A 22,458-nucleotide genomic window follows, 5' to 3' on the forward strand; every position below is an offset into this window, starting at 1 on the left:
CTAGCCGACGATCAGCGCCTGCGCCGCCTCGTCATCCAGCATCCGCCCCTGATCTACCAGCGCCTGCGCGCGCCCCGAGCCCAGCGCCGCGCTCACTGCATTCAACACCTGCCCCAGTCCGATTTCCTCCGCGGGCTCAAACGCCATGTTGCGAGACTCGTAGCCCTGGCGCGCATAGCCGAGCAATTGCGCCGCGGCGACGAAGCGTTGCTCGGCCGCCGCCAGCGCGCCGAACTGGATCGCCAGCGTCGGCGTGGCAAAGCGCCGCGCGGCAGCGAACATGCGCGGCAGCAGGGCCCGTGCCTCAGGGAGTCGGCCCAGCACCACCAGCGCATTGAACAACGCGCCAAGCACCCACGGCAGGTTGCCGTTGCGGCCGCTGCCGTCGGCATCCAGGCGCGCCAGCAGGGCCAGTCCGCGCTCGGCCGCTTCGGCATGCCGGTGGAGGTCGGTCAGGGCGCTGGCGATGTTGGACTCGGTCACGTCTACCATGTCGCGGTCGCCAAGTTCGCGCGCCAGTACAAGTTCGGCCTCGCGGCCCGCCAACACCGCCACAGCATCACCGCGAACCGTCGCGGCTCGAATCAGGGCGCCCAGCACGCCCAGGCGCTGGCGCGGCGCCAGGTCGGGCATGGCGTCCGCCAAGGCCTCCAGTTCGGCGCACGCCTCGTCCAGCTCGGGGCCGGCTACCTGGATGCTGCGTACCCAGGTCAAGGTGGCACGAAGCGACTGCTGCGGCTGCCCCAGGGGCCGCCACAGCGCCATCGCGCGCCGCCCGGCGACGTGCGCGTTAACGTCGCGTCGGATCGCGCCGATGCGCGTGCGCTCCGTCCACCACTCGGCTTGCACCAACGCCGGCAGAGCCGCGCCCGCGGGCTGGCTCATCAGTCCTTCGAGCGCCAACAGCCAATTGCCCGACTCGTACCGCCACACGCTGAAGGTCGTGGCGGGCGTGACCTTGGCGGTCAATTGCGCGGCCATGGCGAGGTCGTGCTCACGTGCCCACGCGATGGCGTCGCGAGCGTTCTCCATCTCGGCCAGGCACAGCGCCCCCGTTTCGGCATTGCCCACTGTGTGGCTGGAGAAGAGGGCAAGAGCGGATGCGGCGTGGCGCTGCCGGGCGCCATCCAGTTCGCCCTGCTCCACCAGGTGCTCCAGCGCGAAGGCGCGCATCGATTCGAGCAAACGGTAGCGCGGCGGGTCCTGCGGGCCGACCACGAGCAGCGAGCGGTCGGCCAGCGAGGCCAAGCCGTCTATGACGTCCCAGCGCGCCGCAGGCTCGTCCGTCATCTGCGCGACCGCCAGGTCTAGCGTGAAGCCGCCGGCGAATACTCCCAAAGCGCGGAACAGCCGCTGCTCGGTGAGGCTGAGAAGCTGGTAGCTCCACTCCAGCGCGCTGTACAGCGTACGATGGCGCGTGGACGCGTCCCGGTGGCCGCGAGTGAGAAGCGCAAAGCGCTCGGCCAGCGCGTCGTGCACGCCGCGCAGGCCCAGAAGTGGCACGCGTGCCGCCGCCATCTCCAGCGCTAGCGGCAGACCGTCGAGCTGCGTGCAGACTGCGCGCAGCAGCGGTAGCGCGGCCGGCACCACCGCGAAGCGGTGATCGGCGGCCACGATACGCTCCACCAGCAAGGCCAACGCACCGTTCGCGGCCGCGGCCTCCAGGCTCTCCTGCGGTCCCGGCAGGGCCAGGGGCGCCAGGCGAAGGACACGCTCGCCAGCCACCGCAAGCGGAACCTGGCTCGTCACTAGCAACTGCGTGCCTGCCAGCGGGCGCAGCAGCGTTGCCAGCGCCGCACTGGCCTGGATAAGATGTTCCGCGTTGTCCAGCACGAGGAGCAGGGCCTCGCCGCGCAAAGCGGCTAGCAGCTGCGCGGGTGCGTCGACATCGCAGCCGGTCAGCTGCAACTCCAGCGCCCGGGCCAACGCGCCGGTCATCTGGCTTCCATCGGCCAAAGCGGCCAGGTCTACCCAAACGCACCGACCTGGCCAGCGCGCCGCTGCGGCGCGCGCCAGCATTGTCTTGCCCACGCCAGATGGCCCCACCAGAGTAACGCTGCCGCTGGCCAGTGCCTCCTCCAGGCACCTGAGGTCCTCATCACGACCAATCAAGGAATGCGGCGCGGCGCGCGGCGCGGCGGGCGGGGCCGCCGCGGCGGATGACGGCGCCGCATCGGCCGCACCCACATCCGCCGTAAAGCGGTAGCCGCGCCCGGGCACCGTGGCGATTGCGTCGCCCCCGAGGATCTTGCGCAGGTTGCTGACCTGCATCTGCAGGTTCGCCTCCTCCACCACCAGGCCGGGCCAAACACGCTCGAGCAACTCGTTCTTCGTCAGCAACCGGTCAGGCCGCTCAGTCAGTGCCACCAGCAGATCGAAAGCCCGCCGGCCCAGCGCTGCAGGCCGGCCGTCCACCAGCAGGCGGCGCTCGGCAGCTTGCAGCTCGAAGCGCTGCGCCGGGCCAAAGCGCAGCGCAGAGGCGATAGACGGAGGGGGCTCGGTTTTGGACAAAGGAGGGTCTCGAGGGCGGCGGGGGCCAAGGCGTCAGAAGCCGCGCGCGGGCTGTAGCTTAACCGCACGGCGGCAGCCCCCGTACACCGGGACTGCACTGCAACAGCTCAGCGTGAAGAACCCGTCAACAGCCTTCGGTCATCGAGGCCGACGCGTAAGCACCGGGCCGCCGGCGCAGCGCAGGCATTGGCCGAGGAACGCTTGTGGCGGGCGCAGCGGGGACCATCGGCACGCTAGGGTCGCGGCGGCACGGCTTTTGGGACAGTTTTAGGGCCGATTGGGGACGGCAAGGCAGTCGGGGCGTGACAGTCACCGCTCCAACAACTCCCGGAAGCTCCCCATGATTGACGTCAACTGGACGCTCTTCGTCACCGCGTCACTTGTGCTCATCGTGGTACCTGGACAGGACATGATCCTCGTCATGTCGCGTTCGATCGCGCAGGGCGCTGCAGCCGGCGTGGCCACGGCCACCGGAATCTGCAGCGGCCTGGTGGTCCACACCCTCGTGGCCGCGCTTGGCGTGGGCGCGCTGATCCAAGGTTCGCCCTGGCTCTACCTCGGGCTCCAAGGGGTCGGTGCTGCGTACCTGGCCTACATGGGTATGCAGTTGTTGCGAGCACCGCAAGGCCCGCTGCGGCTGGCCGGGGCGGTCCACCAGCGGCCGACGCGGATGTTCTTCGATGGCGCCCTATCCAACATCTGCAACCCCAAGATCGCCGTCTTTTACCTCGCGTTTCTGCCCCAGTTCGTGGCTCCCGACGCCACGCATGCCACCTTGTCGCTGCTGGTACTGGGTCTGACGTTCGCGGGGCTCGCCCTGCTGGTGAAGGGCCCTATCGGGCTGGGCGCTGCGGCGCTCTCCGGATGGCTGCGCTCGCATCCCCAGGCCCTCGTGTGGCTGTTCCGCGCCAGCGGGATTGTGCTGCTGGGTCTGGCGCTGCAGTTGGCACTGCAGCAGCGGTTGGGTCAGTAACTAGCGAGCAGCACGAAGGTCAGCTCTGTGCGAGGGTCAGCACCGATGGCAAGAAGGACAGAAAACTGGCCGGCAAAGGGCACTTGGGGCTGAGGATTGCGCACCAGTCAGACAGGGCTTGTCGCCTGACCCGATGACTGCCTGATGTCGGCGCTCAGCAGCAGCGCACGCCGCCCATCACGGGCCATCCCCGGCTCGACTCGCCCCAAGCGCCTATCCCGCTTATCGCCCAGCATCCGAGAGTGCCGGCGCCCGCTGCAAACCCAGGCGCACCATGCCGAGCAACTCATTGCTGGGATACTCCAACAGCTGGTCGAGAACGCGACGCAGGGCGTCGTGGTCTCCAGGATCAACCCTCGCGCCCCTGCATCCCGCCCTCGCCAGGCCCCTGATGGAACAGCAGATCCTCCACTGGGCGGCCACCGACCAGGTGCTCGGTGATGATGCGGTCCAGGTTATCGCCGCGGGCGTTGTAGTACCAACTGCCGTCGGGCTGCACGCACATGACCGGTCCGCCCTTGCAGGCCGCGAAGCAGCTGACGCGGCTGCGCTTGACACGCAGTTCTCCTTCGTGGATACCAGCCGCCTTGAACTTCTCGCCCAGGCTGTCGAAGATGGCCTGGGCCTCGCCGTCTTGAGTGCAGCGCGCGCCAGTGCAGACCAGCAGATGGCGTCGGTAGGGCAGGATGCTGGGCTTGATAATGGTGTTGCTGTGGTCTTCGCTCATGAGGGTTTCCGTTCGTTCCGACGCCCGCTGCTTTGCAGGCGCCGCCAGGCCAGCACACAGCCGGTCAGCGACAGCGCCACGCCCAACGAGCTCAGTCCCGTGACCACCACATCGCGAACCAGCACCGAAGCGGCCAGCGGCGGGAAGTCCCAGCGATGCAGCGCATTGAAGAGCCAGCGGTTCCAGCGCCCGGCCTGGTCCACGCGCAGCGCCACCCGGGCCGTGCGCGGCTCCAGATAGTAGACGCTGCCGGCGGCATCGTCGAAGGCCACACGATAAACGGGAAATGCACGGGTCTGGTGGCGCAGCGAGTAATAGTGCAAGTCAGGCTGACGTAGCCAGCCGGCCTCGACAATACGGGCCGCCGGCTGCAGTCCGGCGGCGGCCGCGCGCAGCCGCGCCTCGTCCAGCCCCTGGGGCAAGACCTGGCCCTGCATATCCAGCAGCAGGCTGCCGGCCGGAGCCGAAGCCAGCCACAGATGCTGCCCCTGGAGCCGCTGCGCGGCCAGCTCGCCAACGCCGTCAGGCACGCTGAGGGGCAGCACAAGCGAGCCCGGCTGCAGCGCGCCGCCGCGCCAGCGCTGCTGCTCGCCGGCCGCTGCGCGCTCGCCGCCGGGCCAGCCCCAGGGCGCCATCGACAGCCAGCCGCTGAACAGCCAAGTCAGCAGCACCAGGCCGCCCCCCAGCCCCAGCAGATGGTGCCAGCGCTGCCAGCGCCAGCGATAAGGGCTGACACTGCCGCTGGCATAGCGCCCGCGCAAGCGCAGGCGCTGAACACCCAGCACCAGGCCCAGCAACACCAGGGCCAGGGCGGCCCCGCTGCTCCACAGCACCACACCGCGCCACAGCCCGCCGTTGGCGCGAAGCGGCGTGAAGTAAAGCCAGTGTGTCACTGTGCCCAGCCAGTTCCAGCCGCGCTCCCAGGCGCGCGTGTCCAGCACCAGCTCGCCGCTGCCTTGGCCGATATAGAGCTCCAGCCCCTCGTCGGCATCGGCCAGGGCCACGCGGTACAGCGGGCGCTGCGCATTGAAACGTCCGTAAACGCTCCACTGGTCGCGCTGCAGCAGCTCGACTTCGGCCACCGCAAACGTGCGGCCACTCAGACGCTGGGCTTGCTCGATGGCCAGCGCCCGCGCCTGGGCCACGGTCAGCGGCGGGCGCCGCTGACCGGTCAGGCCGTCGACCGCGTGCCAGGTCTGTCCAGCCTGCAGCAGCCAGACCGGCCGGCCCAGCTGCTGCTGCAAGCGCAGGCCCTCGGGCGCACCGGCCAGCGCAAGCGCAGCCCAGGCCTGGGCCGCGCTGACCGGCGGCGGCTCGGCGGGCAACGCAGCGAGCGCCTGCAGCCGCTCGCGCTCGTGCAGCGCCGGCCGGGCCACGAACAGCATCACCAGGCCCGAGATCAGCCACAGCAGGATCAGCAGGCCCAGCGCGATGCCCAGCCAGCGATGGAGAAGATGGAGCCAGCGTTTCATGTCGCAGCCACCCTTACTGGACGCGGTAGTCCAGCACCAGATCGGCGCTGCGCGGCTTACCCAGCATCGCCTGTGTGGCCGTGTAGGTGCCAGTGGCGTAAAGCTCGTCGCTCAGATTGCGCAGATGCAAACGCAACGTGGCCCGGGCATTCAAGCGCCAACCCAGCGAGGCGTCGATGACCCGGTAGCCGGGCAGGCTTTGGCTGTTGGCCGCCGCAGTGTAGCGGCGGCCGACATGGCGCAGGCCAGCGCCGATGTCGTAGGCACTTTCGCGGTAGCCGAGCCAGAGATTGGCCAGGCGCTCAGGCACATTGGCCGGCCTGTTGCCGGCCAGCGACTGACCCTGGCTGTTGAACAGCGTCGTGTAACGCGCCTGCAGCAGCGTGGTATTGGCCTCGACACGCCAGCCCGCCGCTGGGACCCAGACAGCGCCCAGCTCGATGCCGCGCGAACGCTGGCTGCCGCCCTGCACGCTCTCACGCGGGCGCAGTGGGTCGGGCGTCAGGATGTGGTCCTTGTCGATCTGGAACAGCGCGGCCGTCCACTCCAGCTGCGCGCCGGCGCGCTTATAGCCGAGCTCGACCTGGTGGCCCTCGGTCAAGCGCAGCCGGGTACTGGCCTTGCTGAGCGTCGCGATCGTGCCGACCGGGTCGGTGCCGCTGCTGGCCTGGGCATAGAGGCTTTGCCGCGCATCGGGCTGGAACACCGCCCCCAAGCGCCAGGAGCTCGGGCGGTAGCGCGCGTCCCAGCCATCAGGCTTGGGCGACACAATCTGGCGTGCGACCCGGTTGCGGTCATGGCGCAAGCCCGCGCTGAACTGCCATCGCGGCGCCGGCTGCCACACCGCCTCGGCGAACAGGGCGTGCTGGCGGGTCTGCGAGCGGCTGCGCGGCTGCAGCGGCGCGGCGGCCAGGTAGCGGCCCGGGTCGAAGCCGTGCAGCGGCAACTCCGTCACGGTGTCGTACTCGTACAGGTCGTTGGCATGCTGGAACTGCAGCGACATATGCTCCAGCCCGGTCGACCAACTGAGCGCCCCCGCCTTGCCGAGCAGCTCAGCGCGCAGGCCCGACTGGCGCAGCCGATGGGCGATGCCCAGATAGCCCTGGCGCAGCACTGACTTCTCGTCGGCGGCCAGCGCGTACTCCTCCAGATTGCGCCACTGCCGGTCGGCATGAAAGCGGTAGGCCACGGCACGGGCACTCAGGCCGTCGCCGAGCTGCCAATCGAGCCGGGCGCGGGCACGCTCCTGGTCCATGCGCCACAGCGCATCGGCCACGTTGTAGTTCTCGCGCTGCAGATCACGCCACAGGCTGCCGTCACTTCTCAGCGGCGTGCCGAAGTAGGCGGTCGGCCGGTCGCGGTGGATGTCCAGGCTCAGGTCTAGGCGCACATTGGGGCTCGCCTCCCAGCGCCACGTGCTCAACAGCTTGCTGTTGCGATGCCGCCCGCGCTCGACGAAACCGTCGCCGCCTTTGGTCAGTGCATCGATGCGCAGCGCGCTACTCTCGCCCAATGGCCGATTCAGGCCCATGCCCAGCCGGTAGTCGCCATAGCTTCCCAAGCCAGCCGTCAGCTCGCTACTGGCCAGCGGGCCCGGTGCCTTGCGCACCAGATTGATCAGGCCGCCGATGGCGCCATCGCCATAGAGCACCGAGGCCGGGCCGCGCAGCAGCTCGATACGCTCGTAGCCGAAACTGTCCGAGGGGCTGGACTGGGTGCCCGAGGCGGTGGCCATGCGCAGGCCGTCCTCGGCCTGGGCCACCGAGTCGTTACCCGTGAAGCCGCGGCTGGAATAGGTACTGCCCGAACCGGGCGAACCCATCGCGCTGATGCCGGTGCCGCGTGAGACCAGCTCGGACACCAGCGCATCACCCCTCGCTCGCGCCCGCTCGACGTCGAGTAGCTCGATGCTGGCCGCCGTGTCCAGCGCACTCAGCTCAAGCCGAGAGGCGCTGCTCTGGATGGCCTTCAGGCCCAGGGACTTCTTGTTGATGGCCGAGCCTTCGACGGTGATGCGCTCGAGGCTGGTCTGGGCGCTCTGCTGCCCATGGGCGAGCGGAGCGAGCAGCAGGCAGGACAGCAGCAGCGGGAGACGGGGGGTGGCTGAGCGAAACGTCATGGTTTGCAAACACAACAGGACGCGCGCGGGCATGCAGCGGCCACGGCCGGTGGCGGCGCGTCAGAAAACAGGTGGGCAGGCGGCCCAGGCGATGTATGGCAGGCGCGGTCGAGCGCGCAGCAGCAGGCTCAGTGAGCTCCGGGCGGGGGATGAATCATGATGAAGAACACCAGCAGTCGTGCCCGTCCGCCTCCCCGCAGACACGCACCTCATGACTCAGCAGCAATCCCAGGGGTTGCTTGCGAGTCGCCTTGTTGGCCGGTATCCGGGCTGACGGCGCGACTCATATGCCCTTCCCAGACGCCGGGGCATCCAGTGGGCTGCGTATATGAGCTGCAGGTTTCTTGCGACGAAACCTGCGCCGTTTGACCGTTGCGGGGGCAGCTCAGGCAAGGATGGGGCCGCGTGGCCCTGCTCCCTCCTGATTCCCGTTTAACTGCGGCATCAATGACTGATCCCGCGAGCACCAACAGCGTGCATTCTATGCGAGGCCGGCCCGCCGCGAGGGCTCGCGGGCAAGACCTGGCCCCGGCCGTTCAGTCGTAGATTGACTTCTCCGGGCGCCGCGTGATCACCGCGATCGGCGGGGCCCAGCGCTCGCCGCGCGGCTTCTTGCTGGTCACCAGGGTGATCTCGCTGGGCTCGAAGACCTCGACGTTATGCGTGATAGGCGTGGTCAGCAGGTACTGCGCGCGGGTTGAGCGCAGGAAGTGGCCCACCAACTGGATATTGCGCACGTCCAGGTGGGCGAAAGGCTCGTCGATGAACACGAAGCCGCCTGGGGTCTCGTCGTCCTTCATCAGGCCCACCAGCAGGATCAGGCTCTTGAGCACCTGCTGGCCGCCCGAGGCCTCGCCGTCGTTCAGGCCCACCTCGCCCTTGCCGTCGAAGTTGAAGCGCACATGCAGGCCGGCCTGGGCCAGCACCATATCGTCGTTGTCCAGGTGCGGCAGCTCGGCCTGGGCCATCACGCCGGCCAGCTCGCCGAGCTCCTGGACATTCTTCTTGTAGCGCCGCACCGTCGCGCGCAGCACATCGATATAGCGCTCGCGGGCATTGAAGGCGGCGATGCGCGCCATCTCGTTGCTGGCGCGCCGGTCCTCCAGCTGGCTGCTCTGCTCCAGCACCGAGACGTTCATGCGCGCATGGCGCTCCTGCACCGCAGGATCGGTCTCCCACACCCCGGTGTCCAGCTCCTGCTGCACATGGCGTGCCGCGATCTCGGCCTGCTTGGCGTTCTCGAACTCGTCGCGCAGGGCCTGGACTTTGGCCGGCAGCGTCCAGCTGGGCGGGAAGCGCTCGCGCGCCTCGCGCGAGGCCTTGGCCGCCAGGGCCAGGTCTTGCCGACGCGACTCATGCTCGCGCAGCACGCGCAGCACGTTCTCCTCGCTGGCCTTGAGCCCGCCCTGGGCGGCCTCGTAGTCGCGCTCGCTGCGGGTCGCGGCGGTCAGCGCGCGGTCATGCTCGGCGTCGAGCGCGGCCATGCGGGTGGCGGCTTCGATGCGGGCCTGGCGCAGGCCGGCCAAGCGGGCCCGGCCTTCTGCGAATTCGGCCGCCCGCTCAGCCAGCTCGCGCGCGGCCTTGTGGCCTTGCGCGGCACGCTGCACGTCCTTGAGCTGGCGCTCGACCTCGGCCTGCTCCTTGACAATACGGCTGAGCTCGCTGTCGTAGCGACTCAGCTCACGCTCAAGCGAGGCGCGGCGCGATTCCAGCGCCGAAGTGCCGAACTGGTAGTCGCGCGCCTCCACCCAGAGGCTGCGGCCACCACGGCCGTCGCGGTAATAGGCTTCGGGCGTGATCCATTCGCCACCGGCCTTGGCACCTGTCTCCGTGTCCTTGACGCAGCGTATCGTCGCCAGCTGGCGCAGCAGCCAGCCGGGCAGCTTGGCATTGATCTTCAGCGCCGCCAACAGCGAGTCCTTGGGCGCCTGGGCCGGCGCGTTCTCGCCGTCGGCGACAACGTAGTGGCGGTAGCGCTCTTTCGCCGCCAGGCCGAAGGCGCGGCCCTCATCACCGCTGTGGGCCAGCACCACCACCCATCGCGAGGGCCGCAGCAGGCCCTCGGCGGCAGCTCGCCACGCCTCGTCGGCGATGTCGATGCAGTCGGCCAGCACATGATGGGCGATGCCGGCCTCATCGAGCGCGCGCCGAAAGCGCGTCACCTCGGGCGGCGGCGGCGGCAGGCGCTGGCCGCTCAAGGCCTCCATAGCCGCCTGGGCCTTGCGGCTCTGGTCGTTTTGGCGCGTGAAGCTCTCGCGCAACGTGTGCTGGCGGCTGCTCAGCTCCTCCAGGCGCTGGGTCAGCTCCTGGCCGTCGGACTCCACCGCCGCCAGCGCCTTGAGCTCCTCCTCGCGCTTGGCCAGCAGCTCCACCGGGCGCTCAGCCTCACGGGCCGCATCGAAGGCGCTGCGTGCCAACTTGCGCTCGGCCTCCAGGTCCACCAACTTCTGTTTGGCGGCCTCATGGCCCAGGTGCAGCGCATGCAGCTCGGCGCGCTTGGCCGACATCTGGCGCTTGTCGCTGGCAGCGAACAGGCGCTGGCGGTGCAGATCGCGCAGGTTCTGCGCGGTGCGGGCGCGCGACTCGGCCCATTGCAGCACCGGCACCACCTCGGTGGCCAAGCGCTCGCGCTCCTTGAGCCGCAGTTGGTACTGCTGATAGCTGTTGACGCGGTTGGCCAGGTCCGACAGCTGGGCCTGGGTGTGCGAGAGCTCGTGCGCGGCCTGCTCGACCTCCTTGAGAAGGCTCTGCTGGTGGCTGCGCGCCTGGTCATAGCGGTCCAGCACCTCCTGGTCGCCGAAGACCTCGAACACCAGGCGCAGCAACTCCTTGGGCGAGAGCTCGCACAGCCGGTCGGTCTGGCCCTGCTCCAGCGCCAGAACGCGGCCGATCGCGCGGGTCAGGCCGGCGGCCTCCAGGCGGCGCTTCCAGGCCTCGATGCCCAGCCAATCCTTCTCCGCCTTTTCGGCCAACGCCTCGATCTCGTGCACGCCGTCCAACATCACATAACGGCGCTGCCAGTCGCCGCCGTGGCGCTCGATCCGGCAGGCCAGCGTCACCTGGTCGGAGTACAGCAGCGAGCTGGCGAAGGGGCGCGAGCTGTTCTGGCGGCCGCGCGCGCGGTTGTCCACCAGCGCGCGCAGCCATGCCGTCTCGGCATTGGCGTGCCGAGCGTAGGTCTTGTAGGTGCGCCCGCCCGAGCACTCCAAGCCCAGAAGGGTGCGCATCGCGTCTAGCAGCGTGGTCTTGCCCGAGCCGTTTGGGCCGGCAATCGTGATGATGGCACCGTCCAGTGGCATCGAGACGCGCTGGCAATAGTCCCAGTGCAGCAGTTCCAGAGATTGCAGATGAAACATAGATAGGGTCAGGTCTCGCTGTCGAGTTCGGCTTGTTCGCCGGCCTGCAGCCGGGCAACCAGCGGCGCGGCGGCCGGGTCGGTCGAGCGGGCCAGTACATCGGCAAGCGCGCCGTCGAGGATGCGCGGTGCCAGCGTGTCGTAGTCCAAGAGCAGGTCCAACAACGGCCCTTCGGCGATGTCCTCGCCGCGGCGGATGATGAAGCCGTTGCGCTCCAGCAGCTTCAGGTTCGAGTCCAGCCGCATCTTCTTGCCCAACTGGTTGCCGAAATCGGCAAGCAAGCTTCGATAGGACACGGTGGGCGAGACGCTGGCGGCCAGCGGCAGCGGTTTGTCGGTGGCAAAGAACTCGCCCTGCCCCTCTTCTTTGGCCTCGGCCCGCGCCACCTGGCGCTGGCGCTTGGGCAGCACGATCAGCGACCACAGAACGATCAGCAACGCGACGCCGTCGCGCGGCAGGTCCAGATTGTTGTTGGCCGCCAGGCCCGTCTCTCCGAACACCGAGACCTCGGCCGGGCGCAACATCGCGACACTGATATGGTCGGCGTAGAGGTTGTCAATCACTTTGAGCCCGACCTGGGCCAGCCGGTCGCCCAAGGCGGCCCACAGCTCGGTGTCGATCAGCGCGCGGCGCACCAGCGCATGGTTGCGGGGCAGCCAGCGGCGCGCGATCAATTGCGCCGCCAGGTGGGCGGCATCATCCAGGGCTTGGCTCATGAGGAAGAGGCTTCTTTCGGGGAATCGGGGGCCGGGTTGTAGAGCACACCGCGGCTCATCCACTTGACGAATTCATCGCTGGTCTCGCCCTGTTCGGCCGACCAGCGCACGCGCCAGGGCTGGCGCGCCATGTCGCCGGTGGCGCCGCTGAGGTGCTGGGCCTGCGGGTCGCCCAGCAGCGGCAGCAGCTGGGCGCGGTAGGCGCTGCGCGCGTAGCTGCCGCCCAGCACGGCCGGGGCCACATCTTGCTCCAGCGCCTGGCCCGGCTCGCCGGCGGCCAGCCAGCGCGTCAGCAGGGCCTGCAGCTCGCCCATCTCGGGCGGCAGGCTCAGCACTGCCAGCTGGCCCGGCGGCGCAGCCTGGCCCGGCGGCAGCGGCTCCAGCTCCTTGGGTTTGGGCCGGTCGCGCTCGAACTCGGCCTCGGCCAGGTCCAGCAGCTCGTGCTGGGACACCAGCACCGGGTGCACCGGCCTTGACAGCGCGCCCAGCGACAGATTTTCGAGGAAGGGCACGTTCTGCAGCCAGCGGCGCACATCGGTGGTCGTGATGCCGGTAGAACCCAGAGTGACGCGCTGGCGGTCGGCCTGCTGAAGCGCGCGGTTGAACTGGCTGGCCATCGCCAGCAGCCGCGCCTGGGCCAGGCCCAGCTCGCGCGCCAGCCGTTCCAGACGCGCGTTGCCGTCGGCCTCGGCCTGCTCGATGATCGCCTTCAGCGCCTCGCTGGCCCGCTCCACCAGTTTCAGCGCGCGCTCGAAGCGCTGGCGCGCACGCCGCAGATGGAACTCCGAGCCGCTGGCGATCGCATCGGCGAATTCGTCGTAAAGCCGTGAGAGCTGGGCCTGCAGATGGTGCAGTTGGGCCGGGTCCAGAGTGCCCATCTGGTGGGCACCCGCCACATTCGCCAACAAGGCCGCCAGGTCAGCATCCTGCTCGGCCGCCTGCGTCAGCGGCGACAGCAGGCCCAACAAGCGCTGCGCCAGCGGCGTCACGCTGTACTGCTGGTTCGAGCCATCCCAGGCCAGCAGCTCCGCCTCGCGCAGGCGCTTGAGCACCAGCTCCAGCGCCTCTTCGCGCAAGCTGTGGAAATGGCGGTTCAGCGTGTCGCGCGCCACACGCGACTCCGGCAACGCCATCAGCTCCATGAACACCCAGATCCGCAGGCGCACCAGAGCCGCCGGCCCATGGCACAGCGCCCGCAGCGCGGCCAGCAGGCTCTCGTTGCGCTCGAGCTGCCACCACAGCAGCGCCTCGGTCGGCGCGGATCCCTCGCGGAAATAGTCTTCGAAGCGCAGCTCGACGGTGTCGTCGGCGGCGCTTGCCTCGTGATCGGTCATGGGGGGATTATCCCAGGGCGCAAAAGCCCCCTGCCGCAGAGCAAAGAACATCAGCCCATCGGGGAGAGCTCGCCGAAATACCGCGCACACGGTCTGCCGAACAGACCGGCGCTGCGCTCCACATCAGACGGACGCACCTGTGCCTGTAGAGTCCAGCGGTCCGTGTCAAAGTCTGATTCAGATGTCACGGCAACACGGACCTACTCAGGAGGCCAATGTCATGGGATCTGGCACCAATAACGGCACGAAGAAACCAACGCCGGAGGAAGTAGCGAAGCTCTGGATGAACGAGAACTCGGTGGTCAATACCAAGGTGGCCTATTTCACCGCGGTGAATGCAGCGCTCGGGGCTGCACTGACCCAGACCAAGAACGATCTTCCGCCGGTCCTTGTGGCGATTGCCGGCCTTCTCGTCGCGCTGGCTGCCTTCTTTTCCATTGCCCGCACTTGCGCTTACCGACGCCACTTCAGGCAGTTGCTCGATCAGGATCCGGATTACAAGCGCCTGTTCGTCGTCGAGTTTGCGTTCTACGAGAAGTTGAAATCCAACAAGCTGCTGACATTGGCGCCATTTGCGGCGATCGCGGGGTGGCTGCTCGTTCTCGTGCTCGCTATCAACTATGGTGCACCCCATCGCTGGTAGCGCCTGCCGCAATCAGCGCTGATTGCGGCGCAAGCCGTCGTGGCCCACAAAACGCGGGGCCTGGTCCTGGCCGCCCATCAGACCACCCAGTCCAGCTTCGCCGCCTCCTGCGCCGGCGTCGCCACCGGCTGCCGCGCCAGCGCCATTCCCTCGCGCAGCTCCAGGGTCGCCATCTGGTACTTGCCGGCCGGTCTCAGCCTCGGCTCGATCTGGCGCAGGCGCTGGCCCTGCCAGAAACCGAACAGCAGGCGCTGCGGCTCGATGAGTATGAGCACCACCGGTTCTCCGGATGCATTGAAGTAGACCAGGCGGCCCCACTTCAGCCGCTCCTGCAGCTGCGGGGCCGCTCTGGCGCACCACCTCGCGCACCACCTCGCGCACCACCTCGCACACCACCGCGCACAGCGCCTTGGCATAGGCGGCTGCCAGCTGCCGGGCTGATGGCAGGCGATGTCCTCCTCGGGCGTCCGCGCTGCGGCCCGTATCATTTTCCTGTGAGTCAGCGATGTGGTCGCGGCCTCGTCGGCAGCCGATTTGGGCCGCTCGGTTCTTCCTCAAGTCGGGCAGCGTGCGCCCCGGGCACCGCTGCGCCGCTGCTATCCTTCCGCGATGAAATCGCCCGACCAACACAATTCCCAACTCAGCACCGACAACATCCACGCCGATCGCCGCTTCGGCGTCGAGCACGGCGGGGTGCACAAACCCATCCACACCTCGGTGCAGTACGGCTTCGATCGCGTCGAAGATCTGATAGCCGTGTTCCAGGGCACGCTCAAAGGCGGCTTCAACTACGCCCGCCAGGGCACGCCGACCACGGCCGCGTTGGAGGCCAAGATCACCGGTTTGGAGCAAGGCATTGGCACAGTGAGCTTTGCCACCGGCATGGCAGCGATCACCGCGACCTTCATGACCCTGCTGCGCGCTGGCGACCACATCGTCTCCAGCCGCTATGTGTTCGGCAACACCAACAGCCTGCTCGGCACGATGCAGGACCTGGGCGTGGCTGTCAGCAAAGTCGACGCCGGCTCGGTGGCCGCCGTCGAGGCCGCGCTGCGGCCCGAGACCCGCTTGGTCTTTGTCGAGACCGTCTCGAATCCCGGCACATTGATTCCGGACCTCGAAGGCATAGGCGCGCTGTGCCGCAAGCGCGGCCTTGTCTATGTGGTTGACAACACCATCACCTCACCCGCGCTGTTCCGTCCATCCGCAGTGGGCGCCAGCCTGGTGATCAACTCGCTGACCAAGACCATTGCCGGCCATGGCGACGCGCTGGGCGGCGCGGTCACCGACACCGGCTTGTTCGACTGGCAGACATATCCCCATATCTTCCCCGCCTACCGCAAGGGCGACCCTAAGCAATGGGGCTTGCAGCAGATCCGCAAGAAGGGTCTGCGCGATATGGGCGCAACGCTGTCCTCGGACAACGCCCACCGCATCAGCGTCGGCGCCGAGACCCTGAGTCTGCGCGTGCGCCAGAGCAGTGCCAGCGCTTTGGCGCTGGCGCAATGGCTGCAGGCCCATCCCAAGGTTGCCGCCGTGCACTACCCGGGCCTGACCACGCACCCGCATCACGAGCGCGCGGCGAAGCTCTTCAAGGCCAGCTCCTGGCTGCTGAGCTTCGAGCTGCGCGACAGTGCAGCCCTCAACGAGGTGCTGAACCGCCTGCAACTGCCGATCAAGGCCACCGGCCTGGGCGACACCCGCACATTGATCATCCCGGTTGCGCCGACCATCTTCTGGGAAGCCGGCGCCGCGGTGCGGGCCGAGATGGGCATTGCAGACGGGCTGGTGCGGCTCTCGGTCGGCTTGGAGGACGAGGCCGACCTGATTGCGGACTTCGCACAGGCGCTGGGCTGAATCGATGCCAGGCCTGCGCAGCGTCTCGCTTGTGGCCGCCCTGCTGCTGGGAGCCTGCGCCCACGCGCCGGCGCCACAGACCGCGCCGATGAGCTTCTTCATCACCAGCATCGGCCCGGGCCGGGGGGCGGATCTGGGCGGCTTGGCGGGGGCCGATGCGCATTGCCAGGCGCTGGCCACGGCGGCGGGTGCGGGCCAGCGGAGCTGGCGTGCCTATCTGAGCCAGCAGTCCAACCAGCGCCAGCCCAGCATCGACGCGCGCGAGCGCATCGGTGCCGGCCCCTGGCATAACGCGCGCGGCGAGCTGATAGCCGCCGATCTGGACGCGCTGCATGGCGGCGGCAACCGCATCAATCGCGACACCGCGCTGTCCGAGCGCGGCCAGCCCACCCCGGGCCGCTGGCACGACATCCTGACCGGCACCCGCGCCGACGGCACCGCCCCCTCGCCGCTGGACCCCGATCTGACCTGCAAAAACTGGACGAGCGCGGCCGACGACGGCGCCGCGCTGGTCGGCCACCACGACCGCGCCAGCGCGATCAAGGAATCCTGGGCCACGTCTTGGCTGTCGGCCCACCAGAGCCGCGGCTGCAGCGCCGCCAAGCTGGCAGAGCTCGGCAGCGGCGGGCTGTTCTACTGCTTCGCCAAGTAGGCGGGCATGAAAACCCTGCTGCTCTTCCTGGCCACCGCGCTGGCCGAAATCGTCGGCTGCTATCTGCCCTGGCTGTGGCTCAAGCAGGGCCGCTCGGCCTGGCTGCTGCTCCCGGCAGCGGCAAGCTTGGCGCTGTTCGCCTGGCTGCTGAGCCTGCACGAGACGGCGTCCGGGCGGGTCTATGCCGCCTATGGCGGCGTCTACATCGGCGTGGCCATTTTGTGGCTATGGGCAGTGGACCAGATCCGGCCGACCGCCTGGGATCTGGCCGGTGCCGGTGTGGCGCTGCTGGGCATGGCCCTCATCATGTTTCAGCCGGCACGCTGACCCAAAAGAAGAAAGACGGTAAGTCAGGCAAACAAAGTATCTTGCAATTAAATCGCACACGATTTAATATTCGTCCCATGGCACGCAACACCACTTCCACGGCAGTCATCAAGTCGGCGCAGCAGCAGCCCAAGGCCGTGCTGCTCGACCAGCAACTGTGCTTCGCGCTGTACTCGACGATGCTGAGCTTCAACAAGGTCTACCGCGAGCTGCTGAAGGCGCTAGACCTGACCTATCCGCAGTATCTCGTGATGCTGGTGCTGTGGGAACGCGACAGCCTGACTGTCGGCGAGATCAGCGAGCGGGTGTTCCTGGAGTCGCCAACGCTGACACCGCTGCTCAAGCGCCTGCAGGCCGCCGGCCTGATAGACCGGGCCCGCTCGGCCACCGACGAGCGGCAGGTGCTGGTCACGTTGACCGAGCCAGGCCGGGCGCTGCAAGCAACGGCGCAGGTGCTCCCGCAGTGCATTGCGACAGCCGCCGATACGCCGATGGCCGAGATCAACGAGATGCGCGACCGACTGCTGGTGCTGCGCGGCCGCATGCTCAAGGCCGGCGGCTAAGCCCGCCACCCGACTTTCTTCCTCTCACCCCAAGCACCACGGACGAAGCTGACCGATCCAAAATCAAATCCATTACATCGCACACGATTTACTTGTTTGCAATCAATAACACATCCCTGTCCCTCCACCTCAACCACCGTCCACCTCAAAAAGGAACTGCTATGAAAGCCTTCGCCAAGCAACTGATCGCCCTGTCCACGCTGAGCCTCGCCGCTGGCGCCGCGCTCGCCGCCAGCACGCCCGCCAAGCCGGCTGCGGCCCAGCCCAGCGGCAGCTACGTCACGACCCAGCAAGGCGTACAGCTGTACTACAAGGACTGGGGCCCGCGCAGTGGCCAGCCCGTCGTGTTCAGCCATGGCTGGCCCCTGAACTCGGACAGTTGGGAATCACAAATGCTGTTCCTGGCCGACCAGGGCTACCGCGTGATCGCCCATGACCGCCGCGGCCATGGCCGCTCCAGCCAGCCCTGGGAAGGCAACGACATGGACCACTACGCCGACGATCTGGCCGCCGTCATCGACGCGGTGGATCTGAAAGGCAAGAAAGCCGTGCTGGTGGGCTTCTCCACCGGCGGTGGCGAAGTGGCGCGATACATCGGCCGCCATGGCACGGGCAAGGTGGCCAAGGCCGTGCTGGTCAGCGCCGTGCCGCCGCTGATGCTGAAGACGGCGGCCAATCCGGGCGGGTTGCCCATCGAGGTGTTCGACGGCATTCGCGCCGCGCAGACGGCCAACCGCGCCCAGCTCTACAAGGACATCCCGTCCGGCCCCTTCTACGGCTTCAACCGCCCCGGCGCCAAGGTCTCGCAAGGCCTGATCGATGCCTGGTGGACGCAGGGCATGCAAGGCGGCCACAAGAACACCTACGACTCCATCAAGGCCTTCTCCGAGACCGACTTTACGGCTGACCTGAAGAAGTTCGATGTGCCGACTCTGGTCATCCACGGCGACGACGACCAGATCGTCCCGATCGACGCCTCCGGCCGCGCCTCGGCCAAGCTGGTCAAGAACTCCAAACTGATCGTCTACCCGGGCGCGCCGCACGGCCTGACAGACACGCACAAGGATCGCGTCAACCAGGATCTGCTGAACTTCATCAAGAACTGAGGCTTATAGACGGCCCGTCGAGCCGGCGCTGCGCCTTGTGCGGGCGCCGGCTTTCTTTTCGGCAACAGCGTCTTGCGCCACCACCCAGTCAAGGAACTCTCGGTACCAAAGTCTTGAGTTCTGCGGCTTCAGTACCCAGTGGTTCTCATCGGGGAACCACAGCAGTCGGGCATCGACACCGCGCGCCTTCAGGGTGTTGTAGTAGGCCAGGCCGTTGCAGTCGGGCACGCGGAAGTCACGGGCGCCGTGGATCACCAGCGTGGGCGTTTGCATCTGCTGAGCGAAGTTGGCCGGGCTCTGCGCGAGCACGCGGGGCAAGTCTTCCCAATAAAGCGCGCCGAGGTCGCGCGGGCGCTCGGGGTAAGAGTCGGCACTGAAGGTCGCGACACGGTCGAACACGCCAGCATGGCAGACATAGCTGCGGTAGCGGCCGGGCTTGATGTGGCCGTTCATCCACGCGACCATGAAGCCGCCATAGCTGCCGCCGGTGGCCGAGAGCCGCCTGGCATCGGCCCAGGGCTGGGCCAGCAGCCAGTCGCTGCCGGCCTCAATGTCCTGCAGCTCCAGTTGGCCCTGGCGGCCCATGATGCTGTTGCGGAATTCGAAGCCGAAGCCGCTGGAGCCGTGGTAGTTGACCTGGGCGACAACATGGCCGCGCGAGCTCAGCACATGGGGGTTCCACCGGTAGCCAAAGGTGTCTCCGGCGGCCGCGAATGGGCCGCCGTGGATGACCTGCATCAGCCCGTGCTTGCGGCGTGGATTGAAGTCCACCGGCAGGGTCAACCACATCTGCACCGGCTCGCCGAGCGCACCGATGACAGACACCTCGCGCACCTCGCCAAGCCTGCGCCGAGCAAGCAGCGCATCGTTGAAGGCATCCAAGCGCTGCGGCAGCTCGCGGTTGATCGAGAGTCGGTGCGCATGCAGTCGCACCGGATGGCGGGCGCTGTCGCTGGCCGTGACCAGCCGATCGCCAGCCACATCGAAGCCCTGCACCCAGCCGCCCCGGGCAACCACGCTGGCCTCCCCCCCGGCCAAAGGTTGGCGCCATAGATGGCAGCGGCCGCGCTGCTGGGCCGTGAACAGCAGTGCCGCACCGTCACCGGTCCAGCGCAGCGGCGCGTCGACGTGCAGGTCTGGGCCCGATTCATCGTCGCCGAGCAGGCGCCAGCCCGGCTGGGTACGGCCACCGCAGTCCACCAGCGCCAGCTTGGCCAGCGCCTTGTGGCTGCGGCCGATATGGGCGGCGGTGCAGGCCAGGGTCCGACCACCGGGCCCGTAGCGCGGCGCGCCGAAGTCCCAGGCCGGGTCGTCAGCCAGCGACTTGACCCGCCTGCTGGCGACCTCGATCTCGGCCAGGGCTTGGCGGTTGCCCAGCAGCTGGACGTCGGCTGGATCATGGGCGAAGGCAATGCGGCGGCCATCGGGACTCGGGTCATAGACTTCGTTGCCGCTGGCATCGCGGGGCAGCTCCAGCGCCGTACCCTCGAACAGATCGCTGATGCGGCCGCTGCCGACATCGAGCAGCAGCAGGTGCAGCACGCGGCCCATCGGCAGATTGTCGTCCCAGTAGCGGTAATAGGCCTCGCTCGTTGCGTAGCCGCTCTCCTTGCGTTCGCTGACCTCGGTTGTGTAGCGGCGGGCCTGGGCGGCTGCGCCCTTAAGCTCGGGCCAGACCCAGGCCGCGAAAACGATGCGCCGCCCGTCAGCCAGCCATTTGAAGGACTCGACGCCCGGCGCGAAATTGCTGATGCGGCGGGCCTCGCCGCCGTCGGCGTTGATCAGATAAAGCTGCGGCGTCAGGTCTTTGCTGCCCTGCTGCTCGCGGCGGGCCAAAAATGCGACTTGCCCGCCGCTGGGCGACCAGGCGGGCGCACCGTCCTTTTCGCCGCATTGCGTCAGCGCGCGCGGCGGGAAGCTTGCGTCGGTGGACACGAGCCAGAGCTGGCTGGCGGACTTGTTCGCCGTCATATCGCCCTGCGTGACGGTGCAGACCAGGCGGCGGCCGTCGGGCGCAAGGGTGGGCGATCCGATGCGCTGCAGGGCCCAGAGGTCGTCGGCGCTGAGCGCGGGAAGAGATGAGGATGTGGCGGCTTGTCGCATGGCCCAAGTGTCGCAAACACGAGAGCCTGTCCTGCAAGCGCCGCAGCCGTGGTATTTTAGATCGCATGCGAAACGCGAGGGCTTGAAGCGATGAGGCTGACAACACGGAACGTGGTGGCCGCGACGGTCAGCCTGGGGGTGCTGGCGGTGGCCTTGATTGCCTGGCAGGTTGCCAAGCAAAGTCCGGCCAGCGATGGCACCACGACGGCCTCGGGGGTCGTGACGCGGGCGCCTTTGCGCGAGGCCGCGCCGACCGCTGTTGCAGCCGCAACCCCGGCCAGTCCAGCCGTCTCGACGGCGGCCAGCGAGCCAAGCCCCCCAGCGAGCCCCATAGCAGCCGCGCCCGCGCAGACGGCGCCCAAGGTCCCGGTCGAGTCCCGCACCGTCGCCGCGCCGAGCGCCCCGGCGATCAAGCACAGTGTCAGTGCCCGGGCCACACAACCGCCCATCCTGCCCAATGAGGTGGACCGCGTCGTAGCTCAGACCCTGGGCCCCAAGACGATGGCGCGCTACTTCTACCTGGAACCGCTGGCGCGCCGCTTCGTTGCCAGCGTGGACCAACTGGGCGAGCGCACCCCGGCCACCTCGCAGTGGCTGCTGAAACCGGCCCGCGGCGAGCTGTTGCTGGCCAAGAACCGGCGCGCCCAGAACGGCCAGCCGATCGCGGCCGCCAACAGCCAACGCTATGCCGACTTCCTGCGTTGGTTTGAGCGCACCGACAACGCCCGGCTGCTCTCTTTGTATGCCCGCATGTATCCGCTGCTGCAGCAGACCTATGTGGAGCTGGGCCATCCACAGGGCTATTTCAATGACAGGCTGATCGCGGTGATGGACCAGATGCTGGCCACGCCGGTGCAAAAGAGCGCGCTCAGAGTCAAGCCGGCCAGTCCCGAGACCTTGGCTGCCGCCGCGCAAACAAGCACCCCGACCACGCCGCGTTACGAATTCGCCGATCCCGCATTGGAAGCACTGAGCACCGGGCAGAAGATGATGCTGCGCATCGGCCCGTCTCAGGCGGCGCGGCTCAAGATCAAACTCAAGACCTTGCGCGCCGGTCTGGTGCGGCTGGGACGCTGAATGCCAGGCTGGCGTACCCTTGCCCTGCTGCTGGCCGTCTTGCTGCTGCAGGCCTGCAGCACGGTCAAACTGGCCTACAACCAGACGCCCACGCTGCTGTACTGGCGCCTGGACAGCTATTTGGACTTCAGTGACGAGCAGGCGCAGCAGGTGCGCGAGAGCCTTCAGCGCCTGCAACTGCGGCATCGGCGCGAGCAGCTGCCGCGCTATGCCGAGCTGCTGCAGCGGGTTCAGCCCCTGCTGGCTGAGAGCATCTCGGCGCAACAGGCCTGCGCCGTCGTCGAGCAGGGGCGCAGCCTGCTGGGCGAGCTGGCGGATCCGGTGCTGCACACGCTGCTGTGGTTGGCCGGTGATCTGAGCACCGAGCAGCTCAAGCATCTGGAGCGCAAGCAAGGCACGGCCAGTATCGAGTGGAAGCAGAAGTGGGTGGACATCAGCGCCGAGCAGCTCGCGCGCCTGCGTTATGAGCAGGTGCTGTCGCGCAGCGAGATGCTGTATGGCAGCCTGGACGAGGCGCAGAAGAACGCGATCCGCGCCGGGCTGGCCTCGGCGGTGTTCGATCCGCAGCGCAGCTATGCCGAGCGGCTGCGCCGCCAGCAAGACCTGCTGCAGCAGCTGCGCCGCATCCAGGCCGAGCTGCTCGGCCCCGAGGCAGCGCGCGCGCTGTTGCAGGCCTGGCTGCAGCGGGTGATGGTCTCGCCAGACCCGGCCTACCAGCGCTACCAGCAGGCACAGATCCGCGAGGGCTGCTCCACCTTTGCGCGGCTGCACAACGCCACGACACCGGCCCAGCGAACCCGAGCGCAGCAGACACTGAAGAGCTACGAAGAGGACTTCCTGCAACTTGCCGCACAACCCTGAAACGGCAGCATGAACCTTGTTTGGGGCTCGCCGAATCGATGCCGCTTTCCGTATGCTCGCA

Annotated in this window: 18 protein-coding genes and 1 riboswitch; of the genes, 9 read left to right on the plus strand and 9 right to left on the minus strand. The window is 68.1% G+C overall.

Annotated features, from left to right (window positions below):
• Entirely contained in the window at window positions 1-2,511 is a 2,511-nt protein-coding gene (locus OOZ63_RS15095) for an ATP-binding protein (RefSeq protein WP_266006367.1), read from the minus strand.
• 340 nt (window positions 2,512-2,851) lie between these two features.
• Between OOZ63_RS15095 and OOZ63_RS15100 the strand changes: the two genes are divergently transcribed.
• On the plus strand, window positions 2,852-3,484 hold the full coding sequence (locus tag OOZ63_RS15100; protein WP_266006368.1) for a LysE family translocator: 633 nt from the start codon (window positions 2,852-2,854) through the stop codon (window positions 3,482-3,484).
• A gap of 349 nt (window positions 3,485-3,833) precedes the next feature.
• On the opposite strand, the gene OOZ63_RS15105 is transcribed toward OOZ63_RS15100, so the two are convergent.
• The 6 genes from OOZ63_RS15105 to OOZ63_RS15130 form a co-directional block, all read right to left on the minus strand.
• A complete protein-coding gene (locus tag OOZ63_RS15105) occupies window positions 3,834-4,211 on the minus strand; it encodes a (2Fe-2S) ferredoxin domain-containing protein (protein ID WP_266006369.1) in 378 nt (125 codons plus the stop codon).
• A complete protein-coding gene (locus OOZ63_RS15110; protein WP_266006370.1) occupies window positions 4,208-5,683 on the minus strand; it encodes a PepSY domain-containing protein in 1,476 nt (491 codons plus the stop codon). Before OOZ63_RS15110 ends, OOZ63_RS15105 begins: the two co-directional genes overlap by 4 nt.
• A 13-nt stretch (window positions 5,684-5,696) precedes the next feature.
• Window positions 5,697-7,802 (minus strand): TonB-dependent receptor, encoded by a 2,106-nt coding sequence (locus OOZ63_RS15115; RefSeq protein WP_266006371.1) that lies wholly within the window; start codon window positions 7,800-7,802, stop codon window positions 5,697-5,699.
• A gap of 238 nt (window positions 7,803-8,040) precedes the next feature.
• Window positions 8,041-8,288, minus strand: a riboswitch (cobalamin riboswitch).
• Between the two features lie 50 nt (window positions 8,289-8,338).
• Entirely contained in the window at window positions 8,339-11,158 is a 2,820-nt protein-coding gene (locus tag OOZ63_RS15120) for an ATP-binding protein (protein ID WP_266006372.1), read from the minus strand.
• 8 nt (window positions 11,159-11,166) lie between these two features.
• Window positions 11,167-11,874 (minus strand): hypothetical protein, encoded by a 708-nt coding sequence (locus OOZ63_RS15125; protein ID WP_137942149.1) that lies wholly within the window; start codon window positions 11,872-11,874, stop codon window positions 11,167-11,169.
• A complete protein-coding gene (locus tag OOZ63_RS15130; protein ID WP_266006373.1) occupies window positions 11,871-13,208 on the minus strand; it encodes a hypothetical protein in 1,338 nt (445 codons plus the stop codon). Before OOZ63_RS15130 ends, OOZ63_RS15125 begins: the two co-directional genes overlap by 4 nt.
• Before the next feature lie 220 nt (window positions 13,209-13,428).
• Between OOZ63_RS15130 and OOZ63_RS15135 the strand changes: the two genes are divergently transcribed.
• Window positions 13,429-13,851, plus strand: coding sequence for a hypothetical protein (locus tag OOZ63_RS15135; RefSeq protein WP_266006374.1), 423 nt, complete (start codon window positions 13,429-13,431; stop codon window positions 13,849-13,851).
• Between the two features lie 77 nt (window positions 13,852-13,928).
• Here the strand turns inward: OOZ63_RS15135 and OOZ63_RS15140 are convergent, their stop codons facing one another.
• Window positions 13,929-14,126 (minus strand): hypothetical protein, encoded by a 198-nt coding sequence (locus tag OOZ63_RS15140; protein ID WP_266006375.1) that lies wholly within the window; start codon window positions 14,124-14,126, stop codon window positions 13,929-13,931.
• A gap of 334 nt (window positions 14,127-14,460) precedes the next feature.
• Between OOZ63_RS15140 and OOZ63_RS15145 the strand changes: the two genes are divergently transcribed.
• The 5 genes from OOZ63_RS15145 (at window position 14,461) to OOZ63_RS15165 (ending at window position 18,356) form a co-directional block, all read left to right on the plus strand.
• Window positions 14,461-15,708, plus strand: coding sequence for a cystathionine gamma-synthase family protein (locus OOZ63_RS15145; protein ID WP_266006376.1), 1,248 nt, complete (start codon window positions 14,461-14,463; stop codon window positions 15,706-15,708).
• Window positions 15,709-15,712: 4 nt separating this feature from the next.
• Window positions 15,713-16,360: a hypothetical protein gene (locus OOZ63_RS15150; RefSeq protein ID WP_266006377.1), complete on the plus strand. Its 648-nt coding sequence runs from the start codon at window positions 15,713-15,715 to the stop codon at window positions 16,358-16,360.
• Between the two features lie 6 nt (window positions 16,361-16,366).
• The gene (locus OOZ63_RS15155; protein ID WP_266006378.1) at window positions 16,367-16,687 is read left to right on the plus strand and encodes a YnfA family protein; all 321 of its coding nucleotides are present in this window, start codon (window positions 16,367-16,369) and stop codon (window positions 16,685-16,687) included.
• Window positions 16,688-16,764: 77 nt separating this feature from the next.
• A complete protein-coding gene (locus OOZ63_RS15160; RefSeq protein ID WP_266006379.1) occupies window positions 16,765-17,250 on the plus strand; it encodes a MarR family winged helix-turn-helix transcriptional regulator in 486 nt (161 codons plus the stop codon).
• A 161-nt stretch (window positions 17,251-17,411) separates the two neighbouring features.
• Window positions 17,412-18,356, plus strand: coding sequence for an alpha/beta fold hydrolase (locus tag OOZ63_RS15165; protein ID WP_266006380.1), 945 nt, complete (start codon window positions 17,412-17,414; stop codon window positions 18,354-18,356).
• 3 nt (window positions 18,357-18,359) lie between these two features.
• Here the strand turns inward: OOZ63_RS15165 and OOZ63_RS15170 are convergent, their stop codons facing one another.
• Window positions 18,360-20,459 carry an alpha/beta hydrolase family protein gene (locus OOZ63_RS15170; protein ID WP_266006381.1) on the minus strand — a complete coding sequence of 700 codons (2,100 nt, stop codon included), beginning with the start codon at window positions 20,457-20,459 and terminating at the stop codon, window positions 18,360-18,362.
• Between the two features lie 90 nt (window positions 20,460-20,549).
• Here OOZ63_RS15170 and OOZ63_RS15175 point away from each other — a divergent pair, with 90 nt between their 5' ends.
• Window positions 20,550-21,536: a DUF3014 domain-containing protein gene (locus OOZ63_RS15175; protein WP_266006382.1), complete on the plus strand. Its 987-nt coding sequence runs from the start codon at window positions 20,550-20,552 to the stop codon at window positions 21,534-21,536.
• Window positions 21,537-22,397, plus strand: coding sequence for a DUF6279 family lipoprotein (locus tag OOZ63_RS15180; RefSeq protein WP_266006383.1), 861 nt, complete (start codon window positions 21,537-21,539; stop codon window positions 22,395-22,397).
• The last annotated feature ends 61 nt before the right edge of the window (window positions 22,398-22,458 follow it).

The organism is Paucibacter sp. PLA-PC-4, assembly GCF_026241155.1.
Lineage (GTDB): Bacteria > Pseudomonadota > Gammaproteobacteria > Burkholderiales > Burkholderiaceae_C > Roseateles_E.